We start from the raw sequence: 18,688 nt of genomic DNA on the forward strand, positions 1-18,688 counted from the left end.
AGCTTGCTTTAGTTCCCTGAAGGCCTTCAAGGTGAATAAGAATAATATTCCAGCTTGAAAGCCTAACCCATGCCCCTAACTTAAGTAAAGCTTTCACAAAATCCCTTATAATATCTTACCCATGGCCACATGAGAACAGTAGTAATACAACTCATGTGGTTATTTTTATTGCAAACAAAGTAATCCCTATTATATACATTTTATTAGAGTTAATGGTACAATTGTAATATTAATACATTATATACTAATTATTCTTGCAAAAATTAATAATCATAATGAAAAGTATGAGTAATTAATAAAGATATTAATAAGAATATTTAATAATTAAGAGGTTGTAATGAATAGATTATGTGTATGCTTAAAGCTTTAAGGGGGAATGAAAATGGCAATTGGGGAGATAACACAAGACGGGGAAGGTAAATACATAAAGAGATTTTTAATTGGACAATTTGAGGTTTTTGACATAGATAAGCAAAACAGAGACTTTAGAGATTACTTTTTTGGCGTTGAGGCTACTCAAATGGAGTCCATGGAGGAACTTAAAGTCCTTAGGTACAACCTTAGGGAGAGAAATATCCAAATGGGAATTCATTTTCCCTTATTAAAAGGTCAGTGGAGAGCAAGGGATCCACAATATCTTTCTAAAGATGCTGTAACTTATGAAGAATCAATAAAGTATATGGAGGAGGAATTTAAAAGATCACAGGATTTTAATCCAGATTATATTTTACTTCATTACCCCAAGCCAGTTATTTTAGACGATGAAGTAGATTGGTCATCTTGGAGATTTTATGATAAAACAGAGTATTACTATGAATCTGAAATATCCTATGAGTTTTTTGAAGAAAGAAGCAGAAATTTTTTTAAAATTTTATGTGATCAAGGAAGAAAATACAACTTTACTCCAGTTTTAGAGTTAGACGGATTAAATAAGTTTATATATGGAACTAAACTTTTAGAAGAGCTATTAGAGGAATATCCTAGCATAAAACTATGTCTGGATTTTGGAAGGATACATATACAAGATTGCATAGACAAGAACTTTAAAGGATTAGAAATAATTAAAAGGTTTGGAAAGTATACTCACTTAGTTCACCTGTGGAATGCTAAGGTAGATTCAAATGGCCACTATCCAGCATTACCTTCGCTTAAAGTTGAAGAAGGCTGGGGAGATATGGGGATATATTTTAATGCTTTAAATAGTGTGAACAATAGTTATAAAGTCTTGTTTGAACATAAGTCAAATTTAATGAGTGATGAAGAATTGGAAGAATGCTATAGATGGGTCAAAGAGCTAGTAAATGGAGGGGAAATTTAAAAATTTCATGACAAATGTGAGTGATAAAAGAAATATTAATATAAGGGATATAAAAGTTCAGGATATTAATAGAAATATGGTACAACAATGTAAGGAGATTGGACCCTTATTTAATAGGAATAGGAGTATAAAATCATGGGAAATAGATTAGGAATGTCGGGAAGTATAATTTATTCAAACCCTGAGCTATATTCGGAGTTGTTTATGGAAGGAATTAAGCATATAGAGATTGGGGAATTTTCTGAGAATGAGGATTTCAATAAGTTCTTGGAAGTTTGCAGGGAAAAGGGTTGCACCTTTGGGATTCACTCCCCCTTGTTACGAAGTGGCAGTAAGTATGATTTGCTTGAAAAGTTTAAATATGATCCTGAAGAAGCTTGGGACATGCTTGAAGCTGAAGCAGAAAAATTATCAGCTTTAGGGGCAGAATACCTATTAGTTCACTTTCCTTATTTTAAGGGGGAAGTGACAGTTAATACAGAGGAGCTAATTGAAGAGGGTTTAAAAAGGTTAAGCTATATTCAAAAAAAGTATGGGATCAAGTTAATCTGTGAACCTAAATTAGGAATAAATCGCTGTAGTGCAGGAATAAACTATCTTCAACAGTTTCCTACAAACATATGGAGAAAATACAATATACAATTATGCATAGATATTGGTGATTACATAATAGCTACAAGTGAAGAGATAGTAAATTGTTTAGAAAAGTGGAAGGATTTCATAGGAGAAGTTCATCTACATAATATACATTACGAAGATAAGGAGTATATTTGGACACCAGTTCATCCATCACAGGAGGACGATGAAAGATTTCATAAGGTTGAAGAGATAATTAAGTTTTTAGCTAGATGTAAAGATGTAACCTTTGTTTTTGAGCATACTCCAGAAACTAAACCAAGCAGAGAATATGTTGAGGAAGGTTTAAAATGGGTAAGTAAAATTATTGATTATGATAAATGTGATTTAGGGGGAAGTTGCAATGGGATTTAATGATTTTTATAGATTTAGTGTACATGCTGCAATTACAAATAGTGAAGGGAAAGTTCTGCTGCTAAAGCAAACTTATAATGATAAGCGATGGGGGCTTCCAGGAGGTGGAGTTGAGCCAGGGGAGACAATACATGAGGCTATTAAACGTGAGTGCAGGGAAGAATTAGGGATAGATATAATAGTAAAAGCTTTTACAGGCTTATATTATCATAAAAGTTTTAATTCTCAGGTTGGTATTTTTAAGTGCGAATTGCCAAAGGAAGCAATTATAAAGCTAAGTAGTGAGCATTCAGAATATAAATGGGAAGACTTACAAGAACTTAGTGAAGTTCAAAGGTTGAGAGTTGAAGATTCCATAAATTTTGCTGGCAATGTTGTTAGTAGAGCTTTTTAAAATATATGTAAAGGTAAGGAAAGCCAAGATTTAGATTAGCATTAACCTAGCTTGTTTTGGTTTATTTAAGACTTTGTGGATAAATATAGAGATTTCTCAATATAGTGGGAATCAGTAAAAAGTTATATAAAAGGTTATTCTTGAAAGGATTAAAGGGAGAGAGTTTATGAGTATTAGATTAGGACAAATTAAAAAAGAAGTTACCATGTTTTTGATAATTACTTTTGTAATAACCTTCCTTATGGGAGTAGTTATGTTTTTTATACTAAAGAGTAACAACAACATTAAAGCTGACACTTTTGGATTACTACAGATGTTGTACCCAGCTTTAGCAGCTATAATAGTGCAGCTTCGTTATGATAAGGAAAATGTACCTAGGGGGTTAATGAGATTTTTCAAAATTTATATTGTCACCTTTGTCTTGGCTATGGGAATTTTTGCAGTTGGAGTATTTGTCTTTCCCACGAAGGTAGATGTTGTATTAAATGGATTAATAGTTATAGCTAGTTTAATCACCTTTATTATGATTTGCAGTGGAAATCCTGTTGCGTATGAGAAAATAAATATGGTGCTTACAAAGAATTTTAAGAAGGTGGCTCTGTTAGGTTTATTATTTTTAGGTCTTAAAATAATAACTATTATGTTTAGTGTACTTATTTATGGTGGATTAGATGAAACCTTCAAAGAACTTGTTCCTAAAATTATATTATCCATAGTTAATATACCTTTTGGGATTGCTTTATCTTACATAATATTCTTCGGTGAAGAATTGGGGTGGAGAGAATATTTACAAGTTAGACTTCAAATTCTTTTCGGCAAGAAAAAAGGGGTTATTATATTAGGTTTTATATGGGGAATATGGCATTTACCTCTTTGTTTTATGTTATATAGTCCAGAAACTCCTATATTTTGTGTAATAAGTCATGTGTTTTACTGTATGTTTGCTGGTATATTCCTAGGATATGTATATATGAAAACTGAAAATCTTTGGTCAGTAATAATTATACACTTAATTAACAATACTTTAGCAGTTAGTTTTAATAATGGGGGATATACCCAGGTTATTTCACCAATGGACTTAGTTGCGGGAATAGTAATAAGTGCTATTGTATTTTTACCTTTTATCTTTACTAAAGAATACAAAGGAGAAATTCATGAGAGTAAAATAGGGAATTCAACGAATTTTTATAAAGAATATAATAATTTATAAGAAAACTGCAGCGATTAAAATAGAGAGGGAAATAATATGGAGATTATACAAATGGCTGCCAATATATGTGCATTTGTCATAGTATTTCAGATAACCACAATTATTCATGAGTTAGGACACGCTATACCTGCAAGAATTTTTAGCAAGGATAAGGTTGCAATTTATCTTGGGGTGGGTAATAGTAATAGAAACTTTAAAATTGGAGGGCTTCAAGTAGTACTTAGAGGTTTTCATCCACTTACAGGCTTTGTTTCATGGAATGGAGAAAAACTCACAAGGTCTGGAAAAATAATATCCTCTTTAGGTGGACCATTGATATCTTTAATGGTAGGAATAGGTTCGATACTAATAGCAGGAAAGATGTCAAATACTATTTTAAATAATCTATTTACCTTTATAGCTTATTACAACTTGTTCCAATTTATTGTTACTGCAATTCCATTTAAATATCCAAGTTGGTGGGGTGCATATGGTGGAACTACAAGTGATGGGTATAAAGTTTTAACACTTTTGAAAGAAAAGGCTGAACCAACTAATTAAGATTGAAGGTGATAAAATGGTTACTAATATATATTTAGTTCGTCATGCTCATTCAACCTATACTCCTGATGAGTTAAATAGACCACTATCTAGTAACGGATTTAAAGCTACTGAGAAAGTTACAGCTTTATTATTAGGTGAAAGTATTAGTCATATTATAGCTAGTCCTTACAAAAGAGCAATACAGACTGTAGAGGGACTAGCCAAAACTTTAAACTTAGGTATTCAAATAGAGGAAGCTTTCAGGGAAAGAATGTTATCAGAAAAACCCGTAGAGGATTTTGAAAACTCTGTAATGCGAGTTTGGCAGGATCTTACTTTCGCTTTTGAGGGTGGAGAGTCTGGTTTAGAAGCTCAATTAAGAGGAGTTAAGGCTATTTTAAGGATTTTAAGGGAATATAGTGGGAAAAACATTGCAGTTGGAACCCATGGAAATATAATGGTTTTGATAATGAACTATTTTAATAAAAGCTATGGTTACGATTTTTGGACTACTCTTGAAATGCCTGACATCTATAAACTTAGCTTTGATGGAGAAAAGTTAATGGAAGTCCAAAGAATTTGGAAAGAAGATTAATAGTAAAAAGGAGAAATAAAATGTTAGTTTGGATAAATGGAGCTTTTGGCTCAGGAAAAACTCAAACTGCTTTTGAGCTTCATAGAAGGATTCCTAATTCTTATGTGTATGATCCAGAGAATGTGGGTTTCTTTATTAGAAAAAATATTCCCAAAGGACTAGAAAAAGGTGATTTTCAAGACTTTCAAATGTGGAGAGAGTTTAATTTTTCTATGCTGAAATATATTAATGATAACTACAAAGGAATACTAATTGTGCCCATGACTGTAGTGAATCCACAGTATTTTAAAGATATTGTAGAGAAATTAAGAGCAGAGCATATTGAAGTAAAGCATTTTGTTTTATGGGCCTCAAAGGAAACCTTATTTAAAAGGTTAAGAAGTAGGGCGGAGGGGAAGGAGTCTTGGGCTGCAAAGCAGATAGACAGGTGCATGGAAGGCCTTTCAAAGGACATATTTAAGGAACACATTCATACAGACAATTTATCTATTGATGAAGTAGTGGAGATAATAGCCTGTTCATCAAATATAAAATTACTTTCAGACAATAGAGGGGAATTTGCAAAAGCATGCCAACGTGTTATAGTAAAATTGAAACATATAAGAGGTTAGATGTGGGACTGATATAGCAAACGAATATGATTAAATACCCCTGTAGAATGTATAAAATTGATACATCCTACAGGGGCATTTTAACTTTCTATATTAAACTGTTTTAGATTTTCAAGGCAAAATCTATTGCTGTCATTTTTAGAACCATTAATGGGATCGAGGTGAATTTGAATATAAGCTAAGTATGACGTTGAATCCTTGTAAAAAAGCATTATTAAAAATACAATATGGTATATTGTTACAGTAACTTTATGGTAAAATAGAATATAAAAGTATATTACCATGAGATTAAAGAGTAGGTGAGTAAAATGAGATTATTCCATGTAAGTGAAGAGAATAATATTAAAATATTCCAGCCAAGGCTACCCTATAGAGATGATTTAGATAAGAGCAAGGGGCTTGTATGGGCAGTTAATGAAGAGTGTCTACCAAATTTTTTAACTCCTAGAGAGTGTCCAAGAGTTGCCTATCATTGGGGCTCTTTATCAACTAGTGAGGATAAGGATAAGTATTTCACATCAAAGTCTTGTAATCATGTTGTAGCCATAGAATATAAATGGTTTGAAGTTATGAAAAATACAACCTTATACTTATATGAATTTAGCCCTTCGAAGTTTTACCTTCAGGATGAAACTGCTGGATATTATGTAAGTGAAGCAGCAGAAGTTCCAATTAATCAAATTATTATTGACGATATTTTTGCAGCGCTATTTAAGAGAAATGTAGAACTGCGGGTGGTAGATAATTTATGGCATTTAAGCAGTGAAATTCAAAAGACTTCCTTAAACTGGTCAATGTGTAGAATGAAAAATGCTACTCCATTATAGTATTGTGAATGGAGTAGTATTATAGAAAGTTACATATAATTTAGCTAGTTATAGAGTTTCAGGATGACGTTTTATTTTAAGCATATCTAAAATTTAAAAAGAGAACCAAGGTAGATTTAAGATATGATATAAGACTACATTTTGGTTCCTAAATCATATAGTTTACTTAACAAATTTCTTTGCATCATCATAGTTAACCTTAAAATAGCCTTCAGGTAACTCACCTCTTAAACTAGTGTAAAGTTCATCGTTAAAGTATATAGCAACTTTATCAACGCCTAAGTTATAGCCATAGGTGGAGAGTAGCATAGCAAGAAGTCCACTTTCGGTAGCATTCCCTAAAGTCATGTGGTTAACATATGAATCTGAAAATACCACTGTAAGAAGTTTTTTATCTCTATCCACCTTTGCAGATTTAATTTGTACTTTACTTGTTAGAGTTAAAAAGTCCATACTGTAATTTTGGTTTTGCAGTTCTTTGGTTAAAGCTTTAATTATGGCATTATCCTCTACAGGAATAGTTGTATCTACATAATACATTGCAAGTTCACTGGTGTTAAAGAAATATAATCTGCAATTAGTATCTTTTATTGAAGGTTTATTTTCATTAGGGGTTACGCTACCTGGTTTTGGGTCATTTGGCTTTTCAGTAGTTGGTTTTTCTTGCTGATTATTGCCAGGGGTATTAGAGTTCGAATTATTGTTAGTTGAGTTATTAGTACCCTGATTATTAGAGTTTTGGTTGTTAGAGTTTTCGTTATTAAGATTTATATTGTTGTTATTTTCATTTTTTACCTGTGTATTACTTTTACAACCACTTACAAGAAAAGTGAAAAATAATAGTACAGTTATAAGAATAAAATATTTTTTCAATTATAACCTCTCCTAAGTTTTAATATTTATATATTTATTATATTACAAGAGGGGTTTAGGTTGACCTAATTTTATAAAGTAATTAAGGAGGGTATCATGGAATACAAGTTTATTGGGGAAATTTTTGAAGAGGGGAAAAGGCTATTTATTAAAGTTCCCTTCAATGTATGGGAAGTATGTGAGAAAAAAGGAAATATACCTGCTAAAGTAGTAGTTAATGGCTTTGATTATGAGTGTAAGCTGATTCCAAAGGGAAATGGAACTTACTATATACCAGTAACAAAGACAGATTATAAGAATATTTCTGCAAGTGAAGAATTGAGAATATCTTTTCAAATGATTTCTGAACTTAGTAGAATTAATAAAAATAGTCCATATAGCTTAGAAAATCCAATAAGAAGAATAGATACCATTAAAGTCCTTGAAGACACAAAAGAAGGACTATGTTGTCAAGGATGTATTGCTATGCTTTCAGGAGAACCCTTTGAGAAGGTAGCTGATTTAATGGGAAATAAAAAAGGACAAGGTTCTATGAGTAAGGTTATAGAAACTTTAAATTACTATGGAATTGCTCATTCAAATAAAATGGTTTATACTCTAAAAGAGGGAGACAAACTTCCAGATTGCTGCATTGTAAATTCTAAAGGTCATTTAATGGTTTTCTTTAAAGGAAAGTTTTATGATTCAGACAGGGGTATACTACAAGACTTTGAATTAAGTAAGATTACTGGATTTTTAGAAATATTTTTATAGGTACAAGTAAAATATCTAATAGATAAAATGAGAGGGGCTTAAGTATGATTTTTAACTATGAATTAGGACTTAAAAAAGAACATATGGAAAACAGGAAGGTAAATTACAGACAAGCAGTTAGAGGGATTATTTTCAAAGATAGCAAAATTTTAATGGTACATACAAATAAAGGTGATTATAAGTTTCCAGGGGGTGGAGTAAATAAGGAAGAAGCCTTTGAAGAAGCATTAATGAGAGAAGTTTGTGAAGAGACAGGATATACAGTAAATAATGTACTGGGAAAAATGGGAGTAATGGTTGAGAGAAAAATTGATGACTTTGATGGAACTTCAATGTTTGAAATGACCTCTCATTATTATTTATGTGAAGTGTCTAATACAAAGACAGCTCAAAACTTAGATGATTACGAGGCAGATTTAGATTTTCAGCCTATATGGCTGTATATTGATGAAGCAATAAAAATAAATGAAGAAATACTTAAAAAGGATTCTAATGATAGAAACCCTTGGGTGGATAGAGATACTTTAGTCCTAAAAGAGCTGAGAAAAATAAGGGGTTAGAAAGAAGAGGGTAGGTTATGAGAAAAATAAATCAATTAACCAGTAAAACAAAACAGAGTATATTAGATTATCTATACAAAGATGAAATGTATAATTCAATATTAATAGAATTAATTGAAAATAACTCTGAAAACTTTGGAGAGCTATTTATAAGTGAAGATAGTAAAGAAATAACAGGTATACTTCATATAAAAAATGATGGAAATTCTGATTTCACAAGCTTTCATTATAGTACTGAACAAAGCTTAAAAGCCATTGCAGAGGAATTTAAAGGTCTTAATTACAATAAAATACTACTTGCAGGAACATTAGAGAAGGTTACTGCTTTACTTTGTCTTCTAGGAGATAAAAGAAAGCCAGAACAAAATATCTTTTACAAGTTAAATCCTGAAAAATACAAAGAGATTTCTAAAAATTACAGAACTAAAATTAGACTGGCAACCTTAAAAAAAGAGGATATAGAAAAGGTTAAAAAGTTTACAGCGGCTTTTTTAGAGGCGAAAACAGAAGAGGAAGTTAGAAGTATTACTAATGATGATAAAATACTGCCAAAAATGAAATCAGGTGTTTACCTTTTAGAATATGAAGGTAAAGCCATAGGAATGGCAAGGTTTATAGGAAAAACCAAGAATTATGCAGAAGTTACAAGTGTTTATATAGATGAAAGCTACAGAAATAGGGGATATGGCAAGGAACTAATTGGACATATGATTCACATTGCGCTTAAGGAAAATAAAACACCTGTATTAGAGGCATGGCAGACAAATATGGCAGCTAGAAACACCTATGAAGCTATGGGTTTTGAAGAAAAAGGAAAATATGCCTTTGAGTTTCTTACTTAGGTGAAAGCTCTAGCAATAATTTATATACGATATAATGAAAGACATTTTAGTATTGCTCTCAAAAGAGAATAAGTAAGATATATTTTTAATACATCAGGGGGATACCAATGAAAAATAATTTAATAAGATTACACAATTACCTTAAAGGATTAACACCAGTTAAATTTATTATTACTATACTCATTATGAAAGTTTTATTTAATTTACTCATGACGCCAATAGGTATTTTATATACTACAAATATTGGAGCAGTAGGTGGACCAATTGAAAATAGTGTACCAGATTTGGAGATGTTTATAATTGGAGTAATTATAGTCCCCATAATTGAAAGTTTTATTTTTCAATTAGGAATTATAAGAATTCTTCAAGATTTCCTAAAAGTAAAAAACAAAAAAGTGATAATACTCATATCTGCAATTATTTTTGCAGCCCAACACTGGTATAGTCCATTTTATATATTGTTAATGATTTTCCCAGGAATAATTTATGCATATACATTTATTATTTATGATGATAAGGAGTATCATCCATATTTAATGATAGTTGCAATACATGCTTTAAATAATTTAGCTACGCTTTCATTGAGCTTAATTTAAGTTTTAACTCAGGCACAAATTAAATAAATTGAATAGAGGTAAAAAATGATTAACTTTAAAACAAAAAATGGGACTTTTAATTTTAGAACTGCAGGAATTTTATTTCATGATAATAAAGTACTTATTCATCGTAGAATAAATGACGATTTTTATGCATTACCTGGAGGAAGAGTAGAAATCCTTGAAGATACTGAAACTACTATTATAAGAGAAATGGAAGAAGAGTTAGGAGTTTATGTTGAAATCGAGAGATTACTATGGGTATGTCAAAGCTTTTTTGGCAGCGATGATAGCAAATACCATGAAATTTGTTTTTATTATCTAATTAATTGTAAAGATAAGGAATCAATTACTAAAGAAGATGTATTTTTAGTATCAGAACATGATAAAACCTTTGAATTCAAGTGGGTTCCAATAGGTGAAATACAAAAGGAACCTTTCTATCCTACTTTTATAAAAAACAGATTAGGGAATTTACCTACTACTATTGAAAGCATTATAGACTTTGAAGAATAAAAGAGTGATTATGAAATAAATTTAAGATTATTGGAACTTAAGAGGGATCATGATTATTATTTTATAAAGCAAGTGAATTTTATAAAGATGATATAAAAAGGCTGCCTCGTAGTGCATAGCTCTGCATTATGAGGCAGCTGTTCAATTATAGGAACCAAAGTCTCCACTTAACTTATATAGTATATTTACCTTGATTTTATTAAAGATTTATAATTGATTAGAAGGTTGGAATGCTTTTAAATTACCATCCCTAGTCATAACAGCAATAACTATAGAAATAGCTAAATTAAATGGACTATTTAATATTAACTTGATTGATTACTTCAAGAACTTTCTCTACTATTATTTCAGGGCAATATTGATGGATATTATGACCTGCACCATTGACTAAAGTAAATTCTCCCTTAGAGCTATAGGATGCTTTAGATTTATTTAGTTCTTGTAATAAGTTTTCAAAAGTTATAGCCTCATTTTCTATAATTCCAGCGTTAATTAAGTTATTTATTTCAGGGGTTCCATCTCTTCCTAAAACCTTCAACGGAATATCTAAGCCCATAGAACCTAAAGTTTCTACTTCTTTTCCACTATCAATCATATTTTCAAGTTCTGAGGACGTTGCTTTGTACAAATCAGGTTTAATTATAAAGTTTTTTATTTTATCCTGTATGCACACTGGAAAGTTAAGTTGCCAAGGTGCTAATTTAGGATTAACTTCTTTAATAATTTGATCCTCACTCATACTTCCCATATGTCTCATTCTTTTTAAAGCCCTAGCTGTAGGGTAGGTAGACTGAATAGAAGGCAGAGATCTTTTTAGTTCTTCTACTTTGTACATTTCAATTGGACTTGAATCAACTAAAACTAAGCCAGAGACATAATTAGGAAATAGTTTAGTAAAATGTAAAGCACATATACCACCAAAAGAATGACCCACTAATATTATAGGTTCAGTTATATTTTCTTTTTCTAACAGGAGCTTTAAATTTTTAGAAATTCTTAAGCTTGTACACTTATTAGTTGTTAAAGCACTGTTACCATAACCTTCTCTATGGTACAAAATAACTCTTGCAACTTTTGAGATTTCATTAGCAATATTACTCCACTCATAAAAAGAGCAACCCATTCCAGTTTCCAAGACTACCACAGGACCATAATTTCCTAAAGTGCATAGCTCTATGCTTGTAGTTTCAATATTTATAATTTTTGTATTCATAACATATCTTTAGGTCAAATATTAAGTATATTTAACCTAAATACTCACCTCTTCCCCTTATACCTATACTCAAATTTATATAAAAAATTTAAACTTATGGATATATAATATCATGAAATGTAAATAATTCACACAATTGTGTATAATCTGATAAATAATCAGTGGGTTTATAGTTATCTGTAAGAATATAACTTATAATATAATAAAAGGATATGGTTGGAAGTTAAAGTTTCAAAGTTAAGAGGTAAAAAGACTATAAGGAAAATGTATAAATTGGGGGTAGTATTATGATAAAACTTATACTAATAAGGCATGGGGAGCCGGACTACAGTGATGTAACAGAAAGAAGTTTTAAAGGGCATGGAATAGATCTAGGACACCTTACACCAGCAGGAGTAGAGCAAGCAAAGGCTGTGGCTAAGGATGAAAGGTTAAAAGGGGCAAGTATTATTGTGTCTTCACCTTATACAAGAGCTTTGCAGACAGCTGCAATTATATCCAAAGAAACTTCACTGGATATAAACATTGAACTTGATATCCATGAGTGGTTACCAGATTTAACTTATAATTACGTTGACGATGAAATAGTTAAGCAGGCTGCAAGAGAATGTACCCTTTGTAAGGGAGAATATGATGAGAAAGATTCGAAAGGATGGGAAAAACTTAGCACTGTTGCAGGCAGATCCTTTAAAGCTTTAGAAAAATATTTAGATTATGACAAGATAATCGTAGTAACTCATGGAGTTGTGATGAGGCAATTTAAATTTCAACCCTCAATACCATACTGTGGAATTGTGGAAGTAGAGTTTCATAAGGATTACAAATGGAGTGGATGGGTTGAGAATTAGTGATAAACTAAATGGAAGTTTTCGAGGGGGTGATTAGGTGAAAGAGGTTTATGTTTCTACTTTAAAAGATGAGTCAGAGAAAATTCTCAAGCTGGCTAAGGAGATGGGGTTAGGGTTTGAAGTCCAGAGTTTTATTCAGCCATACTCTATAGGTGATTATAATAGAAAACTTGAAACTATAAGGTGTAAGTTAGAACACATACAGCAGGTATCTTTACACGGACCTTTTGTTGATTTATTTACAGGAAGCAGAGACCCTAAAATAGTTGAAGTAGTGAAAAGTAGATTTTTGGATGCCTACTATACTGCTAGGAGCATTAAAGCTAAACACTTAATATTTCATGCAGGATATGTACCAAAGGCATTTTTTCCTATACAGTGGCTAGAAACTTCAGCAGAATTTTGGAAGGATTATTTAGAAAGTATCGACCATGATGTTGAAATATATATTGAAAATGTGTGTGAAGATCAATGGGGGACTATAGCAGAGCTAATAGAAGTAGTTGATAGTCCTAGGTTTTCTGCTTGTCTTGATATTGGACATGCTAATGTAAATTCATCAGTACCATTAGAACAATGGATTAAAGGGTTAAATAAACATATTAAGTATGTACACTTACATAATAATTATGGTATTTCGGATAATCACTATGGTTTGTGTAATGGGGATATTGATATTTTAAAAACTTTAGAATTGCTTGAAACATATGCACCCAATGCCAAATGGTCATTAGAAACTAAATTAGAAGAAACAGAAGAATCTATATTATTTTTATCTAAAAATGGGTTTATTTAGATAAATGCTATTATTAACTAGTTGGTAAAGGAATAGAGAGTTTAGAACCATGGGAAAAGACAACGTATAAAAATAAAGTATGAGGGGGAATGGTCATGGAAAGAGTGTTATCAAAAAGTAAGATAATCGTAGAATTAGAAGAGAAAATTAACAAAGGAAATAGGGAAGCTCTTCATGAGTTTTGGGATAAAATTAAAGATGAAGGAGCTCCAATTATTGAGAATATAGAAGGTGATTCTGAAAATGCTTTAGTAACTTTTGTTTTCAAAGCGGATGAAGAGGTTGAAAATATAGTACTTATTCCTCCCGTTGGAATGATGAACTTCCTTGAAAATAAAATGGAAAGACTGCTTAAAACAAATTTATGGTATGCCAGCTATAAAGTGAAAAATAATCAGCGTTTTAGATATTCTTTTTCACTTAATGATTCTCTTGATGCTGATTCTAATGAAAGATGGGATAAGTTAATACATGATGAGTTTAATAAAAATAAATTAGTTTTTAGAGGGCAGAACGGAGAAAAAGATGAAATTGTGTCTTATGTGGTAATGCCAAAAGCTGAGGAGCATTTTTGGGTAAAGGAAAGAAGTGATACACTAAAGGGACGCTTGCATGAATATGAATTTCAAAGTGAAAACTTTAAAGAAGGACGTAGAGTTAGAATTTATACTCCTCATGATTATAAAAAAGATGATAAGCCTTATAAGTTTTTAACTTTAACTGATGGAGATGAATATATCAATGTTCTATCAGCAGTACAAGTGTTAGATAATTTAATTAGTGATGAAAAAATGCCTCCAATAGTTGTGATATTTATAGACTCAACTGAAACTAGAGGAGAAGAATTACGTTGTAACGATATTTTTGGAGACATTGTAGTAAAAGAATTAATTCCTTGGGTTAGAGAAAAGTATAATATTTCAAACAAGGTAGATGATGCTATTATTGGAGGTCTTAGTTTAGGCGGATTAACTGCTACATATTTAGGGTTAAAACATTCAGAAGTATTTGGTAATGTACTTTCACAATCGGGATCTTATTGGTACAAGCCAGAAAGTTATGAAGGTTCAGACCTTGATTGTTGGCTAAGTACTGAATTTAAGTCAGTAGATAAATTGCCTCTTAAGTTTTATTTGAATGTAGGTGTTCTTGAACATAAAGAAGGTATGATTGGTACAAATATAAAATTAAAAGATGTATTAGTTTCAAAAGGGTATACAGTTAATTTTGAATATTTTAATAGTGGCCATGATTATTTATCCTGGGGAGAAACCTTAGCTAATGGACTAATTTCATTAATTGGATAGATAAAATAAAAGGTGATATTTGGATTAAAGTATTATGTTCTCATACTATATATAAATTTAGTGTGTTTTTAGGAAAACTGTCTTAAGCATATGAAGGTAAGGGATTTCGTTAGAAATCAACCAATAGGTGAGAATAAAAACATCTTCTAAAATTCGATATTTATTAAAGAAATCATGGAGGATAATATATGAAAGTATTAGTTATGGGAGGAACTGAATTTGTAAGCAGTTCTTTAGCAAAACATCTTATAGCTAAAGGGTATACTGTGGACATTTTCACAAGAGGGATTAAGGAAATTAAATATGAAGGCATAAGAAAACATCTAAAGGGTGATAGAAAATTAATTGAAGACTTAGAAAGAAATCTTTTAGGAGAAAGTTATGACTATGTCTTTGATATTTCAGCCTATGTTAAAGATGATGTAAAAAATCTAATTGAAGTTCTAAATAGAGATAATTTAAAAAGATATGTGTTTTGTAGCTCAGGAGCAGTATACATACCTTCAGAGGAAATGATTACTGAAGACTTTACTAGAGGAGAAAATTATAATTGGGACGCCTATGGATACAATAAAAAGGAAGTAGAAGATTACCTCTTTGAAGTGTGGGAAAAAGAAAAGTTTCCTATAACTATATTTAGACCAACTTATATATATGGAGAAGAAAACAACTTATATAGAGAAGCTTATTTCTTCGATAGGATAAGTGACGGGTTAGATGTTCCTATACCAAGTGGGGATAAGAAAACTCAATTTATTCATATCAGTGACTTAGTTCAAGTCTTTGAAAGCGCTGTAAAAACAGAGAAATCTATAGGACAAGCATACAATGTAACTCACCCTGAAATTGTAACTTGGAATGACTTAGTAAAAACTGCTATGGGAATAGTTAACAAGAAGGTTAATATTGTAGAAGTTGATGAGGAAAAAGAAAATATAAATACAAGAGAGTACTTTCCCTTTAGAAATGTTACCTATTTACTAAACACAAAAAAAGCAAAAGACCATGGATTGTACATGCCAAAGCTTACCCTAGCTGAAGGGATGGAGCTAGCTTATAATTACTATTACAAAAACAAGCCTAAATTAAAAGATACTAGAATGAACAAGATCGAATTAGTATTAAAAAGGAGATAAATTAAAAGCTATCTTTGCTTATGATTGAAGATAATCAGTCTTCATTTTATTAGCAAGGGTAGTTTTTATTTTGGAACTGCGTTTCGCTTACAAATATTCAGTTATCATTTACAAACATGGCATCTCGTATTACTATTAAGCTTTCAAAAAGGTGATTTACTGTTATAAATATATTTTTTAATGTTAAACGATAAAAAATACTTGAAATACATTAATTAACATGTTATGATAAATATATGGTAAATAAAGGAGGTTGATTTTATGAGTCAAAACAGTATCAAAATTAAAAAAATTAGTAAGGCAATGCTAATGTTTGTCAGAGTTATGACTTTAGTGCTTGTAACTTTAGCAGTATATTTTACTGTTAAAAGCTTCTCTATCAATTATGATAATGGATTATTTAGAGAGTTTACTGCACTTTTTGTGTCCTCCATGGATGCACTACTTATTATTGCTATTTTAGCAGTGGTATCCAACTTGTTAAAATCTATAGAGAAGGATTACTCACCTTTTAATATTAGTAATGTTAAAAAGTTAAAGGTTTTATCAGGTCTTCTTCTTGCATTTGAACCAGTACATTTAATTTCAACAAAAGTTGTTCAGTCAATACGCCCGCTAATTTTAGAAGGTGGAACAAGGGTTACTTCATTCATATCTTTTGGTGGTGTATTCTTTGCAGTAGGACTGGTTGTATTTTGTATTGCTTTAATATTTGAATATGGTATAGAACTTCAAAAGCAATCAGATGAAACTCTTTAAGGAGGATATGATATGGCTATTATTTTAAGACTTGACCGAATGATGGCACACCGTAAAATGTCATTAAATGAATTAGCTGAAAAAGTTGGAATTTCTAACGTTAATCTTTCGAACATTAAAACAGGAAAAGTAAGTGCAATACGATTTTCCACTCTTAATGCTATTTGTAGAATACTAGATTGCCAACCAGGAGATATTTTAGAGTATAACCCTGATACTGAGGATTAAATTGTTAAATCCGTATCTATAGTTACCGAATTTTTTAAAAGGATATTCTATAATTAAATTAACTTAATGATAAAAGAAATTTTTTAGAAGTAATTTATTTTCAGATTTACTTATTAGGCAGGTTAGGCTAAGAATATTTTACTAATTTAAATGGAAAATATAAATAAAGAGTATTTAGATAAAAGGAGATGTAACTATGAACGGAATTAATTTAATGGTTGAAGAACATAAATATATTAAAAGAATGCTGGTAGTTTTAAGAAAAGCAAGCTATGGAATTTTAAAAGGGGCAGAGGTTGATTATGAGGATTTCGAAAAGATGATTGACTTTGTTAGAAGTTATGCAGATAATCATCACCATGGAAAAGAGGAAAAAATTCTTTTCAACCGAATGGTAACTGAAATTGGAGGTCCTGCTGAAAAGTTAGTTAACTTAGGAATGTTGGTAGAGCATGATTTAGGAAGACTTCATATGAAAGAATTAGAAGAAGCTTTAGGAAGAGTAAAAGCTGGAGATGATGAAAGTAAGGTGGATGTAATTGCAAATGCAGTTTCATACACTCATTTATTAACTAGGCACATAGACAAAGAAGACAGCACAGTTTACACTTTTGCTAATAGAAAATTGAGTGGAGAAACATTAAGCACTATTGATATTGAATGTGAAGCCTTTGAAAAAGAAATGGAAGAAAAGAATATTCAACAAAAATATATAAATATATTAGAAGAATTAGAAAAAAAATACGTATTATAATTTAAATAAGGACTGATTCTTGAAGTAACAAATTTAAGAGCAGGTTAGTAAAAATAAGTTCATTCACTATTAAGTGGGTGAACTTATTTTTATGGCTAGTTGTAAAAAAATAACTTATAATATAATTAGAGGGAAAATATTAAATAAGGAATAATATAATATTCACTTATTATAGATAAATCACATATATAGGTATTAATAAAGGGAAAGGGGTCTAATATGGGGAGATTAAAATTAAAAACAATAGGAATAATACTTTTGCTGACAGTGTTTCTAGTAGGATGTTCTGGGGGAGGTTACAGAACCGTCATGTCCTCAGAAAATAGTACAAATAATAGAACTGAAATGACTTATTCAAGTTTTAAAGGAAGTAAGTTCACTTCATTAAAACTTAAACAGGGAGACATACTAGATTTGGATGTTGAGGTAGTTACAAGGGAGGGCAATCTAACAATATCTTTTATTGACGAAAGTAATAAGGAATTGTTTAAGATTGAAAATCCTAAAGAACCAGTGAAAAAAAATATAAAAGTTGATCAGGATGGAACCTATAAAATAAAAGTTGAAGGGAACCATAAAGGGAGCTATAGAATTAATTGGAATGTAAAAGCAGATGATTAATAAGGTATTTAAAAATGCCTAAGGGAAATCTCGATAAGATTTTATATTATCGAGATTTTAATTGTTAAGATGTTAACTAAGTGGGTTTTACATAAAGAGTAAGGTGTTAATGGGAAATAGCAAACCAAAGCAGAGCTTTAATTTTCATAGTAAGTATGTAAGGTGAAAGTAAAATTTTAAAATTTTAAAATAACTTGTTATTAAGAGGTTAATAAGCACTTTTAAAATTGTTATTTTTATGATTTTAATATATAATTAACTCATTAAATTATATAAGTTGACACATTATTATTTATACGTTACAGAACTGTTTAGATCAACTTATAATAAAAGTAAATAGGCGTATATTTTATCTGGATTTTTTTATTGGCTCTTAATATTAGAACTTAAACTAAGATGATTTACAAAATATCCTATAT

At 30.6% G+C, this 18,688-nt stretch carries 23 protein-coding genes; 21 read left to right on the forward strand and 2 right to left on the reverse strand.

What is annotated here, in order from left to right:
* Positions 1–382 precede the first annotated feature (382 nt).
* The 8 genes from C661_RS0103935 (at position 383) to C661_RS0103975 (ending at position 6,467) form a co-directional block, all read left to right on the forward strand.
* Positions 383–1,318 (forward strand): apurinic/apyrimidinic endonuclease family protein, encoded by a 936-nt coding sequence (locus tag C661_RS0103935; RefSeq protein WP_017413998.1) that lies wholly within the window; start codon positions 383–385, stop codon positions 1,316–1,318.
* A 135-nt stretch (positions 1,319–1,453) separates the two neighbouring features.
* Positions 1,454–2,308, forward strand: a complete 855-nt coding sequence (locus tag C661_RS0103945) for a sugar phosphate isomerase/epimerase family protein (RefSeq protein ID WP_017414000.1) — start codon at positions 1,454–1,456, stop codon at positions 2,306–2,308.
* Positions 2,298–2,702, forward strand: coding sequence for an NUDIX hydrolase (locus C661_RS0103950; protein WP_017414001.1), 405 nt, complete (start codon positions 2,298–2,300; stop codon positions 2,700–2,702). The genes C661_RS0103945 and C661_RS0103950 overlap by 11 nt, the downstream gene beginning before the upstream one ends.
* Positions 2,703–2,868: 166 nt before the next feature.
* Positions 2,869–3,912 carry a CPBP family intramembrane glutamic endopeptidase gene (locus C661_RS0103955; protein ID WP_017414002.1) on the forward strand — a complete coding sequence of 348 codons (1,044 nt, stop codon included), beginning with the start codon at positions 2,869–2,871 and terminating at the stop codon, positions 3,910–3,912.
* Positions 3,913–3,948: 36 nt separating this feature from the next.
* Positions 3,949–4,452: a M50 family metallopeptidase gene (locus tag C661_RS0103960; RefSeq protein ID WP_017414003.1), complete on the forward strand. Its 504-nt coding sequence runs from the start codon at positions 3,949–3,951 to the stop codon at positions 4,450–4,452.
* 16 nt (positions 4,453–4,468) lie between these two features.
* Positions 4,469–5,029, forward strand: coding sequence for a histidine phosphatase family protein (locus C661_RS0103965; protein ID WP_017414004.1), 561 nt, complete (start codon positions 4,469–4,471; stop codon positions 5,027–5,029).
* A gap of 20 nt (positions 5,030–5,049) precedes the next feature.
* Positions 5,050–5,640, forward strand: a complete 591-nt coding sequence (locus C661_RS0103970; RefSeq protein WP_017414005.1) for an AAA family ATPase — start codon at positions 5,050–5,052, stop codon at positions 5,638–5,640.
* Positions 5,641–5,948: 308 nt separating this feature from the next.
* Positions 5,949–6,467 carry a DUF6886 family protein gene (locus tag C661_RS0103975; RefSeq protein WP_017414006.1) on the forward strand — a complete coding sequence of 173 codons (519 nt, stop codon included), beginning with the start codon at positions 5,949–5,951 and terminating at the stop codon, positions 6,465–6,467.
* A 162-nt stretch (positions 6,468–6,629) separates the two neighbouring features.
* On the opposite strand, the gene C661_RS0103980 is transcribed toward C661_RS0103975, so the two are convergent.
* Positions 6,630–7,340 (reverse strand): GerMN domain-containing protein, encoded by a 711-nt coding sequence (locus C661_RS0103980; protein ID WP_017414007.1) that lies wholly within the window; start codon positions 7,338–7,340, stop codon positions 6,630–6,632.
* A 96-nt stretch (positions 7,341–7,436) separates the two neighbouring features.
* Between C661_RS0103980 and C661_RS0103985 the strand changes: the two genes are divergently transcribed.
* The 5 genes from C661_RS0103985 (at position 7,437) to C661_RS0104005 (ending at position 10,607) form a co-directional block, all read left to right on the forward strand.
* Positions 7,437–8,093, forward strand: a complete 657-nt coding sequence (locus tag C661_RS0103985; protein ID WP_017414008.1) for a DUF1905 domain-containing protein — start codon at positions 7,437–7,439, stop codon at positions 8,091–8,093.
* Between the two features lie 44 nt (positions 8,094–8,137).
* Positions 8,138–8,653 (forward strand): NUDIX hydrolase, encoded by a 516-nt coding sequence (locus C661_RS0103990; RefSeq protein ID WP_017414009.1) that lies wholly within the window; start codon positions 8,138–8,140, stop codon positions 8,651–8,653.
* Between the two features lie 17 nt (positions 8,654–8,670).
* A complete protein-coding gene (locus C661_RS0103995) occupies positions 8,671–9,495 on the forward strand; it encodes a GNAT family N-acetyltransferase (protein WP_017414010.1) in 825 nt (274 codons plus the stop codon).
* A gap of 107 nt (positions 9,496–9,602) precedes the next feature.
* Positions 9,603–10,091 carry a CPBP family intramembrane glutamic endopeptidase gene (locus C661_RS0104000; protein ID WP_017414011.1) on the forward strand — a complete coding sequence of 163 codons (489 nt, stop codon included), beginning with the start codon at positions 9,603–9,605 and terminating at the stop codon, positions 10,089–10,091.
* 45 nt (positions 10,092–10,136) lie between these two features.
* Positions 10,137–10,607, forward strand: a complete 471-nt coding sequence (locus C661_RS0104005; protein WP_017414012.1) for an NUDIX hydrolase — start codon at positions 10,137–10,139, stop codon at positions 10,605–10,607.
* Positions 10,608–10,902: 295 nt separating this feature from the next.
* Here C661_RS0104005 and C661_RS0104010 read toward each other — a convergent pair whose 3' ends face one another.
* Positions 10,903–11,820: an alpha/beta fold hydrolase gene (locus tag C661_RS0104010; RefSeq protein ID WP_017414013.1), complete on the reverse strand. Its 918-nt coding sequence runs from the start codon at positions 11,818–11,820 to the stop codon at positions 10,903–10,905.
* Positions 11,821–12,107: 287 nt separating this feature from the next.
* On the opposite strand from C661_RS0104010, the gene C661_RS21265 reads away from it, so the two are divergent.
* The 8 genes from C661_RS21265 to C661_RS0104050 all read left to right on the forward strand — a co-directional run bounded on the left by C661_RS21265 (position 12,108) and on the right by C661_RS0104050 (position 18,269).
* Entirely contained in the window at positions 12,108–12,668 is a 561-nt protein-coding gene (locus C661_RS21265) for a histidine phosphatase family protein (RefSeq protein WP_017414014.1), read from the forward strand.
* Positions 12,669–12,705: 37 nt separating this feature from the next.
* Entirely contained in the window at positions 12,706–13,464 is a 759-nt protein-coding gene (locus C661_RS0104020) for a sugar phosphate isomerase/epimerase family protein (RefSeq protein ID WP_017414015.1), read from the forward strand.
* Between the two features lie 95 nt (positions 13,465–13,559).
* Positions 13,560–14,771 (forward strand): alpha/beta hydrolase-fold protein, encoded by a 1,212-nt coding sequence (locus C661_RS0104025; protein ID WP_017414016.1) that lies wholly within the window; start codon positions 13,560–13,562, stop codon positions 14,769–14,771.
* 188 nt (positions 14,772–14,959) lie between these two features.
* A complete protein-coding gene (locus C661_RS0104030) occupies positions 14,960–15,907 on the forward strand; it encodes an SDR family oxidoreductase (protein ID WP_017414017.1) in 948 nt (315 codons plus the stop codon).
* A 261-nt stretch (positions 15,908–16,168) separates the two neighbouring features.
* Positions 16,169–16,666, forward strand: coding sequence for a DUF2975 domain-containing protein (locus C661_RS0104035; protein WP_017414018.1), 498 nt, complete (start codon positions 16,169–16,171; stop codon positions 16,664–16,666).
* A gap of 12 nt (positions 16,667–16,678) precedes the next feature.
* Positions 16,679–16,894, forward strand: coding sequence for a helix-turn-helix domain-containing protein (locus C661_RS0104040; protein ID WP_017414019.1), 216 nt, complete (start codon positions 16,679–16,681; stop codon positions 16,892–16,894).
* Between the two features lie 196 nt (positions 16,895–17,090).
* A complete protein-coding gene (locus C661_RS0104045; protein WP_017414020.1) occupies positions 17,091–17,648 on the forward strand; it encodes a hemerythrin domain-containing protein in 558 nt (185 codons plus the stop codon).
* Positions 17,649–17,867: 219 nt separating this feature from the next.
* Positions 17,868–18,269 (forward strand): hypothetical protein, encoded by a 402-nt coding sequence (locus tag C661_RS0104050; protein WP_017414021.1) that lies wholly within the window; start codon positions 17,868–17,870, stop codon positions 18,267–18,269.
* The last annotated feature ends 419 nt before the right edge of the window (positions 18,270–18,688 follow it).

The organism is Clostridium tunisiense TJ, from assembly GCF_000300195.1.
Lineage (GTDB): Bacteria > Bacillota > Clostridia > Clostridiales > Clostridiaceae > Clostridium_J > Clostridium_J tunisiense.